We start from the raw sequence: 16,451 nt of genomic DNA, 5'->3' as shown, positions 1-16,451 counted from the left end.
GGCCTACTCCTTGTCGGCGTGGGTCATGGCGGTATAGAACAGCCACGACACCAGCAGGATGATCAGGAAGTACACCAGCGAGAACGCCGCCGCCGGCCCCAGGTCGAACTGCCCGACCGCCATGCGCGTGAGGGTCTGGCTGAGGAACGTGGTGGCATTGCCCGGCCCGCCGCCCGTGAGCACGAAAGGCTCGGTATAGATCATGAAGCTGTCCATGAAGCGCAGCATCACCGCGATCAGCAGCACGCTCTTGAGCTTCGGCAGCTGGATATGGCGAAACACCGCCCAACCCGAGGCGCGGTCGATGCGCGCAGCCTGGTAGTACACGTCGGGAATGGCGCGCAACCCCGAGTAGCACAGCAGCGCTACCAGCGAGGTCCAGTGCCAGACATCCATCACCAGCACCGTGACCCAGGCATCCAGCGGATCGCCCGCATAGTTGTAGCTGACCCCAAGCTTGGCCAAGGTAGCCCCAAGCAGCCCGATATCGGCGCGGCCGAAGATCTGCCAGATGGTGCCGACCACGTTCCACGGGATCAGCAGTGGAATGGCCATGATGATCAGGCACACCGAGGCCATGCGCCCCTTGGTCGGCATGGTCAGGGCGATGGCGATGCCCAGCGGGATCTCGATCAGCAGCACGCAGCCCGAATAGATGAACTGACGCAACAGCGCATCGTGCAATGCGGGGTCTCGCAACACCTGGCGGTACCAGTCGGCACCGACGAAGTAGCGGTTGGAGGCGTCGAAGATGTCCTGCACCGAATAGTTGACCACCGTCATCATCGGCACCACGGCGCTGAAGGCCACCAGCAGGAACACCGGCAGCACCAGCCACCATGCCTTGTTGTTCGGCACCTTGTTCATGGCGCGGCCTCCAGCAGCAGGTCATCGACGTAGAGCATCAGCCACTGCGCCGGCAGGCTGACCCATGCGCGCCCTTCAGGCAGGGGACGGTCCTCACCCATGCGAGCCTTGAGGGTGACGCCCGCCAACTCCAGGGTGAGGATGCGGTAGGTGCCCAGGTCTTCTACATCCAGGACCTGGGCCTCGAAGGCATCATCGATCGGGCGGTCCCAGACCTGCACGAACTCTGGACGAATCCCCACCTGCAAGCGCTCGCCCGCTTGCTCGGCCAGGCGCTCGCGCAGGCCATCCGGCAACGGCAGGTGCAGACCGCCGAAACTCACGCCATCGGCTTCGGCACGCACCTCGATCAGATTCATCCCGGGACTGCCGATGAAGTAGCCCACGAAGGTGTGGCGCGGGCGCTCGAACAATTCGCGCGGGGTGCCGAACTGGACAATGCGCCCACCGTGCATCACCGCGATCTTGTCGGCGAAGGTCGAGGCCTCCAGCTGATCGTGGGTGACATAGATCATGGTGATGTTGAACTGCTCGTGAATCTGCTTGAGCTTGCGCCGCAGCTTCCATTTCAAGTGCGGATCGATCACCGTCAGCGGCTCGTCGAAAAGGATCGCCGACACATCGTCGCGCACCAGGCCGCGGCCCATCGAGACCTTCTGCTTTTCGTCAGCGCTCAGGTTGCGCGCCTTTTTCTTCAGCACCGGCCCCAGGTCGAGCACCTCGGCGATCTCTTCGACGCGCGCCTTCACCCGCCGCTCGTCCAGGCCCTGGTTACGCAGGGGGAAGGCCAGGTTGTCGAACACGCTCATGGTGTCGTACACCACCGGGAACTGGAACACCTGGGCAATGTTGCGCTGCTGCGGCGACAGCGCATTGACCGGCTGACCGTCGAACTGCACCTCTCCCTGGGACGGACTGAGCAGGCCGGAAATGATGTTGAGCAAGGTCGACTTGCCGCAGCCGGAAGGCCCGAGCAAGGCGTAGGCCCCGCCCTGCTCCCAGACGTGCTCGAGCTCGTGCAAGGCATAGTCGGCAGCGCTGGCGGGCTGGCGGCTGTAACTGTGGGCCAGGCGATGCAAGCAGATCTCGGCCATCAGCGGCGCCTCCCCTGGCGCAGGCCAGGGGCCTGTACCAATTGACCGGTGCTGTCGAAGACGAACAGCTTGTGGGTGGGGATGAACACCGGAACCTGGGTGTCCACCTGATATTCGTGCACACCCGGCAGGTGCAGGATCATCCGCCAGTGCTCGTTGCGCACATGCAGGAAGGTCTCCGAGCCGCTGATTTCAGCCAGCTCGACCAGCACGGTCAGCTCGAGGTCGTCGTCATGGGACGGCACCAGGGTGATGTGGCTGGGGCGTACACCGAAGCGGTAGTCGCCATCGGCCAGGGCGCGCAGATCGTCGGTACGGGCGAAGTGCACCGCACCGGCCAGGCTCACCTCGTTGCCCGCGACCCGCCCGCTGACCAGGTTGATCGGCGGCTCCGAGAACAACTCGGCGGCCAGCACGTTGCAGGGTTTGTGATAGACCTCGGCGGTGGGGCCGCTTTGAAGGAGCCGCCCTTCATGAAGGATGGTGGTGGTGCCACCCAGGGCCAAGGCTTCGTTCGGCTCGGTGGTGGCATACACAGCGATGCAGTTGCGCTCGGCGAACAGCGCGCGCAGCTCCTGGCGCAGCCCTTCACGCAGCTTGTAGTCGAGGTTTACCAGCGGCTCGTCGAAGAGGATCAGCGAAGCGTCCTTGACCAACGCACGGGCCATCGCCGTGCGCTGCTGCTGCCCCCCGGAAAGCTCCAGCGGCAGGCGCTGCAGGTAGGCTTCGATGCGCAGCATCTCGGCCGTCTGGTGCACCCGCTGGCGGATCTGCGCCTCCGGCAGGCGCGCCTGGCGCAGCGGTGAGGCGATGTTCTCGAACACGCTGAGGGTGGGGTAATTGATGAACTGCTGGTAGACCATCGACACATTGCGTTCACGCACCGGGCGCCCGGTGACGTCCTCGCCATCCATCAGCACCCGCCCGCTGTCCGGGCGATCCAGGCCGGCCATCAGACGCATCAGGCTGGTCTTGCCAGACAGGGTACGGCCAAGCAGCACGTTGAACGAGCCCGGCTCGAAACGCAGACTGGCCTCGGCGATCCAGGCCTGGTTATCGACGTGGCGGCTGACCTGCTCCAGCACCAGGGTCATGGCGTAGCCTTCTTGTGATTGTTGTCCGCCGAACGGAGCCAGAACCGTGCCAGAAACCGCCGAACGCTCTGGCACCGGCTCTACGCAGCAGCACCCTGTTCGCCTGCGAACACAAATGAACAGTTTCGCTGGACAGTTGAACAATCACGGCATTGACAATGAACAGTTGTGAACGACACTCAAGGGCGGTCGCCGACAACAACAATCACACAGGGACAGGCCCATGGCCGCTGACACCCCGACCCACGCCCACCTGATCCAGGCCTCCTGGGCCCGCTGCCGCGAATACGGCCTGCAACCGCACAGCGCGCCGGATTTCGACTGCCTGACCGGCGCACAACTGAACGAACTGCTCGAGCATCGTCAGGCCCTGCTGCAACTGACCCGCGACGCAGTACTGCCGCAGTACACACACCTGCTGGGCAACTCCAGCTACCTGGTGATGCTCGCCGATGCCGGCGGCTGCCTGCTCGATGCCTGGGGGACGCGGCGCTTCGTCGAGCCGCGCCAGCAGCACGGTTTCACCCCAGGCGCGCACTGGCAGGAACGCGGCGTGGGCACCAATGCGCTGGGCACGGCATTGGCCTGCGGTGAGGCCATCCACGTCGGCCAGGACGAGCATTTCCTGCGCCAGAACCGCTACATGGCCAGCGCCGCCGCGCCCTTGTTCGATGCCGAGCGTCGGCTGGTGGGCGTACTGGATGTCTCAAGCGATGGCTACCTGCCCGTCGCCCAGACCCTCGGCCTGGTGCGCATGATGGGCCAGAGCCTGGAGAATCGCCTGATTCTCGCCGCCCACAGCGACCGGCACGGGCAACTGCTGTTCAATACCGCACCCGACAACCTCGACAGCCCCTGGGCCGGCTTGCTGCTGTTCGACGAGCATGGGCGAGTGCTGGCCGCCAATCATCGCGCCGACAGCCTGCTGGGCCAGGATCCGCGGCAGTGCACGCTCGAACAGCTGTTCCAGACCTCGCTGAAACAGATTCTCGCCCACCCTCAGGAAAGCGCCTTCGCCCTGCAGGTCGCCGGTCGCCACCGTTTCCACTGCCAGTGGCGCGCACCGCATCAACCTGTGCGCAGCACACCCCCGAGCAGCGACCCTCGCGTGAGCAAGGCGCTGGCCCAGGCCGGCCTGCTGCTGGAAAAGGATATTCCAGTGCTGATCCAGGGCGAGACAGGCGTTGGCAAGGAAGTCTTCGTCAATGCCCTGCACCAGGCCAGCAGCCGCGCCGACCAGCCACTGATCGCGGTGAACTGCGCGGCGATCCCGGCAGAACTGGTGGAGTCGGAATTGTTCGGCTACGAGAAAGGCGCCTTCACCGGTGCCCACCACAAAGGCAACACCGGGCTGATCCGCAAGGCTGACGGCGGCATTCTGTTTCTCGACGAAATTGGCGACATGCCCCTGCCAACCCAAGCCCGCCTGTTGCGCGTACTGCAGTCGCGCTGCATCCAGCCGCTGGGCAGCGGTGAGCCGGTGGCGGTGGACATTCGCGTGGTCTCGGCGAGCAACCTGGACCTGGCTGCCGAAGTCCGGGCCGGGCGTTTTCGCCAAGACCTCTACTACCGCATCGCCGGGCTGGCACTGGCACTGCCCCCGCTACGCGAGCGCAGCGATCGGCGGGCGCTGATCGAGCAGGTGCATGCGCGTTACCGCGAACCCGGGCAGGTACAACGCTTGTCGCCGCGGATACTGGCGCTGCTCGAACAGCATCCCTGGCCGGGAAACCTGCGCGAGCTGGTGACCGTGATGCAGGTTGCCCTGGCGTTGGCCGGGCCTGATGCCATCGGCGAGGAGCACCTGCCAGCGGCGTTCCTGGCGGAAGCTGCGACGCTCCTGCCCACACCTGAACCGCCCGACACCGGGCAAGACCTCAACGCCCTGCTGCACGAAGCCAACGGTAATCTTTCATCGGTGGCCCGGGCGCTGGGGATCAGCCGCACGACGCTGTACAAGCGGCTGCGCTCGACGGCCGCAGGCTGAGCGGGCCTGAGCTAGGGCTCCACAGCCGATTCCGCTGCCACATCCACCATTTCAGCTGGAGCCGCTGCCGACTACCTGCCGTTCAGCAGGCTTTTCCCACTGCCGCACCGGAAAATGGACACACAGCCCACCTGTGGATGCGTGCCCAATGCAAACAACAAATACCGTCCTCATGATTCGCCCGGCGCGGTTCGCCTTCAACCCCGACACCGCCCTGAACAACCGTTTCCAGAATGCCCCCCTGGACCCTGACGCGGCCAGCAGCAAAGCCCTCGAAGAGTTCGACGGCTACGTGCAGACCTTGCGCCAGCACGGCGTCGAGGTGCTGGTGGTGCAGGACACGCCCGAACCGCACACCCCAGACTCGATCTTCCCCAACAACTGGTGGAGCAGCCATGCCGATGGCAGCCTGGTGCTCTACCCGATGGAAGGTCACAACCGTCGCCTGGAGCGTGAGAAGGGTGTGCTGCAGGTGATCGAAGAGCGTTTCGCCATCGAGCGCACCATCGACCTGAGCCCACTGGAGCAGCAGAATCTGTTCCTCGAAGGCACCGGCAGCATGGTGCTGGATCGCGAACACCGTATCAGCTACGCCTGCCATTCCGGTCGCACCCACGAACAGGCGCTGCGCCAGTTCGCCGAACGCCTCGGCTACCGCCTGTGCCTGTTCCACGCCCTCGATCGCCAGCAGGCACCGATCTATCACAGCAACGTGATGATGAACGTCGGTCGCACCCTGGCCGTCGCCTGCTTAGACGCCCTGCCCCACGCCGACGAACGCCGCACCCTCGAACATTCCCTGCGCGACACCGGCAAGGAGGTGCTGGCACTAGGTTTCGACCAGTTGGAGGGCTTCGCCGGCAACATGCTCGAAGTGCACGACCGCAGCGGCCGCTCGCTGCTGGTGATGTCGCGCAACGCCTGGCGCTCGCTGGACGCCGGCCAACGCCGCCAGGTCGAGCGCCACAGTCATCCGCTGGTGGTCGACATCGACCACATCGAACGCATTGGCGGTGGCAGCGCACGCTGCATGCTCGCCGAAGTCCACCTTCCCTCGCGCCACTGAGCCCCAAAGGAGCACTCCATGACCCGCTATATCGACGTGCAAGACCTCGCCCGCCTGGTCAACCGCAAGGGCCTGCCCACCTGCCTGGCCGAGATGGCCGAATACATTCGTGGCGACTACCTGCGCTGGCACGATTTCGAGAAGTGCCCGCGCCTGGCCAACCACTCGCCCGATGGCGTGATCGAGCTGATGCCGGTGTCCGACGCCAGCCTGTACGCCTTCAAGTACGTCAACGGCCACCCCAAGAACACTCACAATGGCTTGCTCACCGTGATGGCGTTCGGCGCGCTGGGTGATGTCGACACCGGCGCCCCGGTGCTGCTCAGCGAAATGACCCTGACCACCGCTATTCGCACCGCCGCCACCTCGGCCCTGGCCGCAGGCTACCTGGCACGCAAGGACAGCCGCAGCATGGCGCTGATCGGCAACGGTTCGCAAAGCGAGTTCCAGGCCATCGCCTTCCACACCCTGCTCGGCATCGAAGAGATTCGCCTGTTCGACATCGACCGCGCCGCCTCGCAGAAACTCGCGGCCAACCTGGCCGGCTATCCGACGCTCAAGCTGATCATCGCAGCGTCCGTGGCCGATGCGGTACGCGGTGCAGACATCGTCACCACGGTCACCGCCGACAAGGCCTATGCCACCATTCTCACCCCCGAAATGATCGAGCCGGGCATGCATCTCAACGCCGTGGGCGGCGACTGCCCAGGCAAGACCGAACTGCACCGCGAGATCGTCGAGCGCGCACGGGTGATCGTCGAGTACGAACCGCAGAGCCGCATCGAAGGTGAAATCCAGCAGATGCCGGCGGATTCGCCGACCACCGAATTCTGGCAAGTGGTCGAAGGGATAGCTGCCGGTCGCGAGAACGCCGCGCAGGTGACCCTGTTCGACTCGGTAGGCTTTGCCCTGGAGGATTATTCGGCGCTGCGCTATGTGCTGGATGTGGCCAAGGCGCTGGATATCGGCCAGGACATTGCGCTGGTCCCCGAGCTTGAGAACCCGAAGGACCTGTTCGCTCTGCTGCAACCACAAACCGCGGCGCGCAAGGCCAGCGCAGCATGAGCACTGCGGGGGCTGTGGTGCACAGCCCCCGCAGGCTTCGATCAGTCGCTTGCCACTGCCGCCTGGACGGCACGGGCGAAGCGGTCAGCCACTTCATCGACCTGTTCGGCGCTGATGATCAGTGGCGGCAGGAAACGCACCACCGCGCCATGCCGGCCACCCAGCTCGAGAATCAGGCCGCGCTTGAGGCACTCGCGCTGAACCTTCGGTGCCAGGGTGCGTGACGCGGCTGGGTGACCGAGGGCATCCAGCGCACCGTCCGGATCGATCAACTCGACCCCCAGCATCAAGCCTCGGCCGCGAATATCACCCAAGTGCGGATAGTCACGCTGCAGGTGTTGCAGGTGGCCGCGCAGGCGCTGGCCCATGGTGGCGGCGTGTTCGTCCAGGCGATGCTCCACCAGGTAATTGATCACCGCGGACCCGGCGGCCATGGCCATCTGGTTGCCACGGAAGGTCCCGGCGTGAGCGCCAGGCGCCCAAGTGTCGAGCCAGTCGCGGTAGACCACTACCGCCAGCGGCAGGCTGCCACCAATGGCTTTGGACAGGGTCACCACGTCCGGCACGATACCCGCGTGCTCGAAGGCGAACATCCGCCCGGTGCGGGCGAAGCCGCTCTGGATCTCGTCGACGATCAGCGCTACCCCGGCCTGCTCGGTAATACGGCGCACGCCGCGCAGCCACTCGATATCGGCCGGAATCACACCGCCCTCGCCCTGGACCACCTCAAGAATCACTGCCGCTGGCAGCTGTACCCCGGCCTCCGGGTCGAGCAGCAGGTTTTCCAGGTAATGCAGGTTGGCACGCACCCCCGCCTCGCCGCCCAGGCCGAACGGGCAGCGGTAGTCGTAGGGATAGGGCATGAACTGCACGCCGCTGTTGAGCAACGCACCCAAGGGCTGTTTCGGCCCCAGGCTGCCCATCAGGCTCAGCGCACCCTGAGTCATGCCGTGGTAGGCCCCCTGGAAGGCCAGCACCGTGCTGCGTCCGGTGGCGGTACGCACCAGCTTCAATGCGGCTTCCACCGCGTCGGTGCCGGTTGGCCCACAGAACTGGATCTTCGCCTCGCGACGCAGCGCCTCGGGCAGCACCGCGAACAGGTCCTGAACGAATCGATCCTTGACCGGCGTGGTCAGGTCGAGGGTGTGCAGCGGCAGCTCATCGGCCAGTACACGCTGGATCGCTTCTACCACAACCGGGTGGTTGTGCCCCAGCGCCAGGGTGCCGGCACCGGCGAGGCAGTCGATGAACTGGCGGCCTTCGACGTCCTCGACATGGATACCACGGGCACGCTTGAGCGCCAGCGGAATGCGACGCGGGTAGCTGCGGGCATTGGATTCCTGTTGCTGCTGACGCAACAGCAAGGCTGAATCCTCGAAGTGGTACAGAGATTCCGGCGCAACGGCCGGCAGTGCCTGGGCAAGGCTGGAAGCGGTAGACATCGGCGAACCCTCGCAAGCAAGTAGGAATGCCCGCCACGTCCCTGTAACCGGATGTGTGTCGGGAAGTCATCGCTTGGGAGACGCTTGAGTGGGGTGTGGATTTAGCAGATTCGGGGGCCAATGTGGCATTTCACAGGCGCACCCGCGAAATGCCACATTGGCCGATGATCAGGCCCGAGCCTCCCGCGTCGGCACCTGCAGCCAGACCCGCAGCCCGTCACTGCGGCTGTCGAAACGCAAGCTGCCCGCGCAGCGCTGGACGATCGCCTGGACAATCGCCAAGCCCAGCCCGCTGCCGACACTCTTGCTGTTGCGCCAGAAACGCTCGGTCAGGTGCTTGAGGTCCTCGTCGGCGATACCCGGGCCATGATCGCGAACCAGGAAGCCCACCTGCCCATCGGCCATCTGCACCTCCAGCTCCACCGCCTCGTTGCCGCCATGGCGCAGGGCGTTGTCCAGCAGGTTGCGCAGCGCCGCCACCGCCAAGGGTGCGGGCATACCCAGATAGATGCGGGTGGCCTCTTCAGGCAGACGCACGACGATTCGCCGGTTGTCACCGCCACCGGCATCCTGCACCGCCTGGCGCGCGACTTGTTCGGCACTGCACAGCACGCCATCTTCGAACGACAGGCTGCCCTCGACCCTCGCCAGCATCAGCAACTGCTCCAAGGTCCGGTGCATGCGGTCGGCGCCCTGCTCGGCGTGCTCCAGGGCCTGCTCGCGCACACTACCGTCGGTCATGCGCGCCACTTGCAGGTGGGTCTTGATGGCCGTCAGCGGACTGCGCAGTTCGTGAGCGGCATCATCGGTCAGGCGTCGCTCGCGCTCGATGGTCTGGGCGATACGCAGGAACAGCTGGTTCTGGGTTTCCAGCAAGGGTTGCAGTTCGCTGGGCATGCCCGCCACCTGCAAGGGTTCGACGCTGTCGGCGCGACGCTTGCGCAGGGCGTCACGCATGCGGTTGAGCGGCTCCAGCCCTTTGCCCAGACCAATCCACAGCAGCCCCAGGCTGCCGAGCAAGGCCATCAGCACCGGTGCCGAAGCGGCCAGCAGGATCGACTGGTTGAGCGCCTCGCGTTCCTGATGGCGATCGGCCGTGGTGATCCGCACATCGCCATGGTTGTAGGTGAAGGTGCGCCATGAACTGCCGTCGATCGTCTGGTCACGGAAGCCGCTGCGCTGATCGTCCATGCTGCCATCATGCTTGTGGTTGCTGGCGAGGATCTCGCCGCGCAGGGAGCTGACCTGGCAGGCCATACCGTCCGGCACGCTGAACTGGTCGGCGGCGAAGTGCGCGTCCCGGCCCTTGGCCCCCAGCGGCTGCGGCAACTGGTCGACCAGGCCCGCGACCATCCGCGCCGAGGCCACCAGGCGCTGGTCGAGGGAGAACATCATCTGCTGGCGCAGGTCGCGCAACATCCAGGCCGCCGCCAGGATCCAGATCAGGATGAAGGCACTGCCCAGGATCAGCGACAGACGAACCCGCAGGCTCATGGTGCGGTCTCCTGCGGGGCCTGCGCCGCACCCAGGCGATAACCCAGCCCGCGCACCGTCTCGACGATACTGTTGCCAAGCTTGCGCCGCAGGTGGTGGATATGAACGTTGAGGGCATTGCTCTCGACTTCATCGCTGAAGCCATACACGCAATCCTTGAGCTGTTCGCTGGACAGCACGCGCCCGGGGTTCTGCAGCAAGGCCTGGAGCAATGCCTGTTCGCGCCGGGACAGATCGACCGGACGACCGGCCAGGGTCGCCTCGCAACTGCTGGGGTTATAGACCAAGGGGCCGTGCTCGATGACATTCACCGCGCGCCCGGCCACCCGGCGCAGGAGGGTGTGCAGGCGCGCCGCCAGCTCACGCAGGTCAAAAGGTTTTAGCAGGTAGTCGTCGGCGCCGGCCTGCAGGCCATCGACCCGGTCGGTGACCGCATCACGGGCCGTGAGCACCAGCACGGGCAGCACCTCGCCCTGCTGGCGCAGGCGACGCAGCAGCTTGAGGCCGTCTTCGTCGGGCAACCCCAGGTCGAGGATCATCACATCGAACTGGGCTGCCTGGAGCAGTGCACGTGCCGCCGAGGCGCTGGCGACCCGATCGACTGTCAGGCCCTGGGCCGTGAGGCCGGCGCAGATGCCGCTGGCGATCAGGTCGTCGTCCTCGCAGAGCAGTACGTGCATGGGAAATCTCCGGGTAAGTGGATGCGCAGTGCAACAAAACGGGATTAAGCGCCGATTATGAACCTCACCCCGCGTTTCGTCGCCTGCGCCAGCCGTCGGTTACTCGAGTACCTCGACCGGCATGCCGACTTCAAGTCGCCCGCTGCCATCGACCGCCAGGTTCTGCCCGAACAGCACATCCCCTTCCCGCTCGCGGAAGGTCTTGAGGGTGGTCAACGGCTCCCGGTCGCCACTGCGCTCACCCGTCTGCGGATCGAGGGTGGTGAGGATGCAGCGTACGCTGGGCTTGAGCACCCGCAGGGTCATGTCGCCAATACGGATGCGCTTCCAGCCATCTTCGGCAAACGCCTCGGCACCCTCGACCACCAGGTTGGGGCGAAAACGCAGCATCTGCATTGGCCGGCCGATGCGCCGATTGAGCTCATCGAGCGAGCCCTGGCCGATCAGCAATAAAGGAAAGCCGTCGGGGAAGGCCGCGCGGTCACTGTTGAGCCCATAGCCGCTGGGCAGATAGCGTGCCCGCTGCTGCGGGCAGTGCACCAGGCGTACCGCCTTGCCGAGCATCTGGCTGAGCCACGCCGCGGCCTCGTCGCCGGCGTCGGGCACGCGCAAGGTGTCGCGCCAGATGGTCACGCCGCGCAGGTCGTCATCGGCACCCGGCACCTTGACCCTCAGCGGCGCCTGCCCGGGGGTTTCCAGCAGCAGGCTCTCCCCATCGCCGCAGGTGGCCGTGAGCCGCCCCAATTGCGGCCAGGCGCGCTGGGTAAGGAAGCGCCCGGTATCCTGCTCGACCACCATCCAGCGCCGGTCGCCCGACAGCCCCATGGCATCCACCTTCGACTCGCCCAGGCTCTGCGCCTGACAAGACTTCACCGGATACCGATACAACGCACTCAGAAACATCCCCGCCCGCCTCGTGCCAGTCGAAAAGCCAAGCTTATACCCACCACGCGGCGTGTGCAGGTATCAGACTGCCACGTGATCGAGCGACAGGCGCTCGCGCACCACATCCACCAGGCGGTCCGGCTGGAACTTGGAGAGGAAGTTGTCGCAGCCGACCTTCTTCACCATCGACTCGTTGAAGCTGCCCGACAGCGACGTGTGCAGCACTACGTACAGCCCGCGCAGACGTGGGTCATTGCGGATCTCGGTGGTCAGGCGGTAACCATCCATCTCTGGCATTTCGGCATCGGTGAAGATCATCAGCAGCTTTTCGCAGATGTCTTCGCCGGCATCGGCCCAGCCCTTGAGCATGCGCAGCGCCTTCAGGCCATCACTGGCGATGTGCAGCTTCACACCCAGCTGCGACAAGGTGTCACGCAGCTGGGCCAGGGCCACGCTGGAGTCGTCCACCAGCAGCACTTCACGACCGCGGGCACGGGCCAGTACCGGGTCTTCGAGCTTGTCGCGGGAGACCTTGGCGCTGTAGGGCACGATCTCGGCCAGCACCTTCTCCACGTCGATGATCTCCACCAGTTTCTCGTCGACCTTGGTTATTGCGGTCAGGTAATGCTGGCGGCCGGCGCTGGTGGGCGGCGGCATGATAGCTTCCCAGTTCATGTTGACGATGCGATCGACCCCCCCGACCAGGAAAGCCTGTACCGAGCGATTGTACTCGGTGACGATGATGGTGCTGTCCGGCCCTGGCTGCAGCGGCCGCATGCCGATCGCCTGGGACAGGTCAATCACCGGCAGGGTCTGGCCGCGCAGGTTGACCACGCCACAGACGAAGGTGTGGCGCTGCGGCATCAGGGTCAGCTTGGGCAGTTGCAGCACCTCCTGCACCTTGAACACGTTGATCGCGAACAGCTGTCGCCCCGCCAGGCGGAACATGAGGATTTCCAGGCGGTTCTCGCCTACCAATTGCGTGCGTTGATCTACCGTGTCGAGAATGCCAGCCATTGCGCAACCCCCTGGCTCTGAGCCGGAAAAAGTGGATACATCCGCCCTGTATCGGCACAATCTGCCGGAGCTTGACCCCTGCAGAAAAATGCCCGGGCGGCGATTGATATCACTTTACCATCATGCTTTACTGCTGCCACATCCCTCCCCATCCGCCGCGCTGCGGACGTATCACCGCCACTGAGACCTCATCAGGGAAACCCCTAGGAGCAATCGGGAGCAACCTGATATTCGCAATATCCATTAGCCATTAATGTGACGCCATTCTCACTGCATGAACGGAGTCAGGCTCTTGTCAGCGAACATCTCGGTGTGGCCAACCCCTGCTCCAACCCAGCGTGTTGGAGTTTCATGATGGAACGGGCGCTCTTGAATACCGCGATCCTTCAGGATTTCCTGCTGGATGCGCAGGTCCTGCTGAACGAGTCACAGGAGTGCCTGCAACACCTGGAGCTGATCAGCAACGACGCTGACGCCTGCCATTGCCTGAGCGAAGCCCTCGGCACCCTCGCCCGTCGAGCCGACGCCTCGGGCGTGCTCGAGATCGCCCATTACGCCTCAACCCTGCACCGCTTGCTGGCGCCTGGCTGCACCAGTCGCAACCTGCCGCTGGGCGCGCTACCGGCACTGGCCGACTGCCTGACACTGCTGGCCTGGCAACTGGAACTGGTCGACGCCCGCACCGGACACCTGAACCTGGACAGCAGCGAGCAGCACCTGCTGCTGGTCACCCTGGCCGACGTGCTGGGTCAACCACTCCCCCACGCCTGTGCCCTGTGCGAGGAGAACGAGCGCCACTGCGCGCATGCCCAACTGCTCAACATTCACATCGAGCCCAAGCACACCTACGCCACATCAACTCGTAAAGATTAGCGATGTGGCTCTGCGTAACTCGTCTAACTGGCCAGCCTCAAACACACAACTAGCTGGCAAGTTGTACAAGTTCTGTCTAGTTCCTGCAGCCTCGCCCCGTTAGTTGAATTTGGAAGTTCCTGCCTTTTCAAACGATAATGGCTTATTGCCACTTACCGAGCGCTGCTCCCCACTGTCATGCCTCGGAATTACCTTGATTCCAGGCAACTAACCAGCCGGGACCAAACCAACTCGAAGTGATACCATGCGCGCAAATGAACGAACGCCCAACGGCTCTTCAACGATTACAACAGGGCTCGTTTTTGGTTGAAAGGCAGGACACTCACGATTCTCCAGAGAGATTGGCGACCTGCGCCGGCAATAATTCAGTGGCTTTCCTATCTATGCTCCCACGCTTGAAGATTTCCCTGCGTTGTCGCTCTCGCACCGCCTTGCTGCGTGGGGCGACCGCCGTGCTGTGCGTGGCATCGCTGGTCACCAACCTGGTGCTCTACAGCAACGGGCAACCTTTGTCGGCCGGTGCCCTGGCGCTGCAGCTGGCCGCCCTGCTCGGGGCCGGCTGGCACCTGCGCCGTCGCGCCAGGTCGATCAACCTGCTGCCGGCAGAGCTGGCCGACCGCATGCTCAAGGTCCAGGAAAGCGAGCGTCAGCACCTGAGCCGCGAGCTGCACGATGACATCGGCCAATTGCTCACCGCCGCCAAGCTTCAGCTCGACTGGTTGCAACGTCGGGTGCCTGCACCGCTGCAGGCGCAGTGCGATACCCTGCGCAAGACCCTCGACGACACCCTGGGCAACGTGCGTGACGTCTCGGCGTTGCTCAACCCACGGCAGCTCGCCAGCCTGGGCCTGGAAGCCAGCCTGCGCGCGCACCTGCTGCGCGCCCTCGAGAACAGCGAGGTGCACTGGAGCCTGGAGTGCAACCAGCGCCTGGGCGGCATCTCCGACGAAGTGACCATGGCTGCCTTTCGCATCACCCAAGAAGCGGTCACTAACGTGCTGCGCCATGCCCAGGCGCGCAATTTGCTGATCAGCCTGCAACGCACCCCAGCCGGGTTGCTGCTGTCGATCATCGACGACGGCCAAGGCTTCGTGCCGAACAGCAAACCGGGCGAGGCCGGGCAACGCGGCATGGCCGGCATGCAGGAACGGGCCACCGCCCTGCAAGGCACCCTGAGCGTGACCAGCCAGCCCGGTGCCGGCACCCGGATAGAAGCACTGTTCCCCTGGCCTGCACGCAGCCAGGAACGTGCCAGGACACCCGCCACCGATGATTAGACTGCTGCTGATCGACGACCATTCGCTGATTCGTGCCGGCGTCCGCGCGCTGGTGTCGGATATTCCCGGCTACACCGTGGTCGGTGAAGCCGATGACGGCCAGCACCTGCTGGAGATGGTCCAGCGCCTGGCCCCCGACATCGTCCTGCTGGACATCTCGATGCGCTCGACCAACGGCCTCGACGCCCTGACGCAGTTGCGCGCAAACGGTTGCACCTGCAAGGTGCTGATCCTGTCGATGCACACCGACCCCGACCTGATCATGCGAGCCCTCGAAAGCGGCGCCCACGGCTACCTGCTCAAGGACACCACCGCCAACGAGCTGGAGCACGCCCTGGCCGCCTTGCGCAACGGCGAGCGCTACCTCAGCCCGGCCATCGCCCACACGGTGATCAACCAGGCCCTGCTGCGCGCTCAGGCGAACAAACAGCCAAGCAGCGATCGCCACAACCTCACCGCCCGGCAACTGGAAATCCTGCGCCTGATCGTGCGTGGCAAATCCACCCGCGAGATCGCCGCAGGCTTGGGGCTGTCGATCAAGACCGTTGAAACCCATCGCTCGCAGATCATGAAGCGCCTGCAGATCTACGATGTCGCAGGCCTGGTGCTGTTCGCCGTACGCGAGAAGATCATCAGCCTGGACGACTGAGCAGCGGCGAGTCTGCGGGCAGGTGCACGCGCAGGGCACCCGGCGCCGCCTCGAAACGCAGGCTACCGGCCTGCAACGGCTCTCCGTCCAGGTTGATATCCAAGCCCTCGGCCTGGCCGATCTCGACCCACGGCAGGCGCGCCCGCACGAACAGTTCTTCGCCCGTCAGCAAGTCGCGCAATGCGCCCACCATCGCCTCGGGTGCAGGCAGAATCGCGACCTCCAGCAAGCCGTCATCGGCCAGCGCCTCGGGGCACAGCACGTGGCCGCCGCCCGCCTGGCGACCGTTGCCGATGGCCAACGCCAGCAACTGCCCCTGCCAGTGGAAATCCGGCCCGTGCAGGGCCGCCGATGCGGCCTGCAACTCACTGAAGCGCGACAGCCCGGTGAACAGGTAGGCCGCCCCACCCAGTACCTTCTTCAAGTCTTCGGACGTATGGGCCGTCACCTGGCTGCCAAAGCCACCGGTGGCCATGTTGAGGAACATCTGCTCACCTACCCGCCCCAGGTCGATGGGCCGGGCCGGCACATCCAGCAAGGCCAAGGCGGCGGCCGGCTCCAATGGCACCCCGGCGGCGCGGGCAAAATCGTTGGCAGTGCCCAGCGGCAACAGGGCCAGGCTGGCGTTGGCCTGCGCCTGGGCCATGGCCTCGGCGATATCGCGCAGGGTGCCGTCGCCACCGCCGGCCACCACCTGCGTGTAACCGGCCGCCAGGGCTTCTTCGACCAGGCGCCGGGCATCACCTGCTTCCCAGGTCAGACGCACATCCAGTACCTGCCCACGCTCGCGTCGCACGCCCACGGCGCTGCGCACCTCTTCGTTCATGGCCTGCTTGCCATGCAGGATCAACATCGCCTTGTGCCCGCGCATCCGAGATTCTCCGTATAAGACGCCAACTCCAATCTCGACCACAGGCAACCGGCAATTGCTGCACGGCGGCGCAAAATTCAACCCAGGCCA

15 protein-coding genes are annotated in these 16,451 nt (G+C 64.9%); 6 read left to right on the top strand and 9 right to left on the bottom strand.

Annotated elements, in window-relative coordinates:
• Positions 1 to 3 precede the first annotated feature (3 nt).
• Genes ACK3BK_RS09125 through ACK3BK_RS09115 form a run of 3 tightly spaced genes read right to left on the bottom strand, consistent with a single transcriptional unit; the run spans position 4 to position 3,055 of the window.
• Positions 4 to 867 (bottom strand): carbohydrate ABC transporter permease, encoded by an 864-nt coding sequence (locus ACK3BK_RS09125; protein WP_186669603.1) that lies wholly within the window; start codon positions 865 to 867, stop codon positions 4 to 6.
• Entirely contained in the window at positions 864 to 1,961 is a 1,098-nt protein-coding gene (locus ACK3BK_RS09120; protein ID WP_411384142.1) for an ABC transporter ATP-binding protein, read from the bottom strand. Before ACK3BK_RS09120 ends, ACK3BK_RS09125 begins: the two co-directional genes overlap by 4 nt.
• Positions 1,961 to 3,055: an ABC transporter ATP-binding protein gene (locus ACK3BK_RS09115; protein ID WP_186669607.1), complete on the bottom strand. Its 1,095-nt coding sequence runs from the start codon at positions 3,053 to 3,055 to the stop codon at positions 1,961 to 1,963. Before ACK3BK_RS09115 ends, ACK3BK_RS09120 begins: the two co-directional genes overlap by 1 nt.
• Before the next feature lie 223 nt (positions 3,056 to 3,278).
• Between ACK3BK_RS09115 and ACK3BK_RS09110 the strand changes: the two genes are divergently transcribed.
• The 3 genes from ACK3BK_RS09110 to ACK3BK_RS09100 all read left to right on the top strand — a co-directional run bounded on the left by ACK3BK_RS09110 (position 3,279) and on the right by ACK3BK_RS09100 (position 7,173).
• Positions 3,279 to 5,042, top strand: a complete 1,764-nt coding sequence (locus tag ACK3BK_RS09110) for a sigma-54-dependent Fis family transcriptional regulator (RefSeq protein WP_411384141.1) — start codon at positions 3,279 to 3,281, stop codon at positions 5,040 to 5,042.
• 148 nt (positions 5,043 to 5,190) lie between these two features.
• Complete coding sequence (ctlX, locus tag ACK3BK_RS09105; protein ID WP_186669611.1) at positions 5,191 to 6,108, top strand: citrulline utilization hydrolase CtlX; 918 nt, start codon at positions 5,191 to 5,193, stop codon at positions 6,106 to 6,108.
• A gap of 18 nt (positions 6,109 to 6,126) precedes the next feature.
• The gene (locus ACK3BK_RS09100; protein WP_411384140.1) at positions 6,127 to 7,173 is read left to right on the top strand and encodes an ornithine cyclodeaminase; all 1,047 of its coding nucleotides are present in this window, start codon (positions 6,127 to 6,129) and stop codon (positions 7,171 to 7,173) included.
• Positions 7,174 to 7,214: 41 nt separating this feature from the next.
• Here ACK3BK_RS09100 and ACK3BK_RS09095 read toward each other — a convergent pair whose 3' ends face one another.
• From ACK3BK_RS09095 to ACK3BK_RS09075, 5 genes are all read right to left on the bottom strand, one after another.
• Positions 7,215 to 8,615, bottom strand: a complete 1,401-nt coding sequence (locus ACK3BK_RS09095) for an aspartate aminotransferase family protein (protein WP_411384139.1) — start codon at positions 8,613 to 8,615, stop codon at positions 7,215 to 7,217.
• Positions 8,616 to 8,783: 168 nt separating this feature from the next.
• Positions 8,784 to 10,109, bottom strand: coding sequence for an ATP-binding protein (locus ACK3BK_RS09090; RefSeq protein ID WP_186669617.1), 1,326 nt, complete (start codon positions 10,107 to 10,109; stop codon positions 8,784 to 8,786).
• On the bottom strand, positions 10,106 to 10,789 hold the full coding sequence (locus tag ACK3BK_RS09085; protein ID WP_186669619.1) for a response regulator transcription factor: 684 nt from the start codon (positions 10,787 to 10,789) through the stop codon (positions 10,106 to 10,108). The genes ACK3BK_RS09090 and ACK3BK_RS09085 overlap by 4 nt, the downstream gene beginning before the upstream one ends.
• A gap of 99 nt (positions 10,790 to 10,888) precedes the next feature.
• Complete coding sequence (locus tag ACK3BK_RS09080; protein ID WP_186669621.1) at positions 10,889 to 11,692, bottom strand: MOSC domain-containing protein; 804 nt, start codon at positions 11,690 to 11,692, stop codon at positions 10,889 to 10,891.
• Between the two features lie 63 nt (positions 11,693 to 11,755).
• Positions 11,756 to 12,691: a chemotaxis protein CheV gene (locus tag ACK3BK_RS09075; protein ID WP_411384138.1), complete on the bottom strand. Its 936-nt coding sequence runs from the start codon at positions 12,689 to 12,691 to the stop codon at positions 11,756 to 11,758.
• Positions 12,692 to 13,060: 369 nt separating this feature from the next.
• On the opposite strand from ACK3BK_RS09075, the gene ACK3BK_RS09070 reads away from it, so the two are divergent.
• From ACK3BK_RS09070 to ACK3BK_RS09060, 3 genes are all read left to right on the top strand, one after another.
• The gene (locus ACK3BK_RS09070; RefSeq protein ID WP_411384137.1) at positions 13,061 to 13,564 is read left to right on the top strand and encodes a histidine kinase; all 504 of its coding nucleotides are present in this window, start codon (positions 13,061 to 13,063) and stop codon (positions 13,562 to 13,564) included.
• A gap of 383 nt (positions 13,565 to 13,947) precedes the next feature.
• The gene (locus tag ACK3BK_RS09065; RefSeq protein ID WP_411384136.1) at positions 13,948 to 14,841 is read left to right on the top strand and encodes a sensor histidine kinase; all 894 of its coding nucleotides are present in this window, start codon (positions 13,948 to 13,950) and stop codon (positions 14,839 to 14,841) included.
• The gene (locus ACK3BK_RS09060) at positions 14,834 to 15,490 is read left to right on the top strand and encodes a response regulator (protein WP_411384135.1); all 657 of its coding nucleotides are present in this window, start codon (positions 14,834 to 14,836) and stop codon (positions 15,488 to 15,490) included. The genes ACK3BK_RS09065 and ACK3BK_RS09060 overlap by 8 nt, the downstream gene beginning before the upstream one ends.
• On the opposite strand, the gene yegS is transcribed toward ACK3BK_RS09060, so the two are convergent.
• Positions 15,474 to 16,361 carry a lipid kinase YegS gene (gene yegS / locus ACK3BK_RS09055; protein ID WP_288375526.1) on the bottom strand — a complete coding sequence of 296 codons (888 nt, stop codon included), beginning with the start codon at positions 16,359 to 16,361 and terminating at the stop codon, positions 15,474 to 15,476. The two genes, ACK3BK_RS09060 and yegS, sit on opposite strands and share 17 nt — an antisense overlap.
• Positions 16,362 to 16,451 lie beyond the last annotated feature (90 nt).

Source organism: Pseudomonas sp. L7, assembly GCF_046605565.1.
In the GTDB taxonomy this organism is placed as follows: domain Bacteria; phylum Pseudomonadota; class Gammaproteobacteria; order Pseudomonadales; family Pseudomonadaceae; genus Aquipseudomonas; species Aquipseudomonas wayambapalatensis.
Note: the sequence above shows the minus strand (reverse complement) of the source record. Positions and strands in the feature narration are given on the sequence as shown.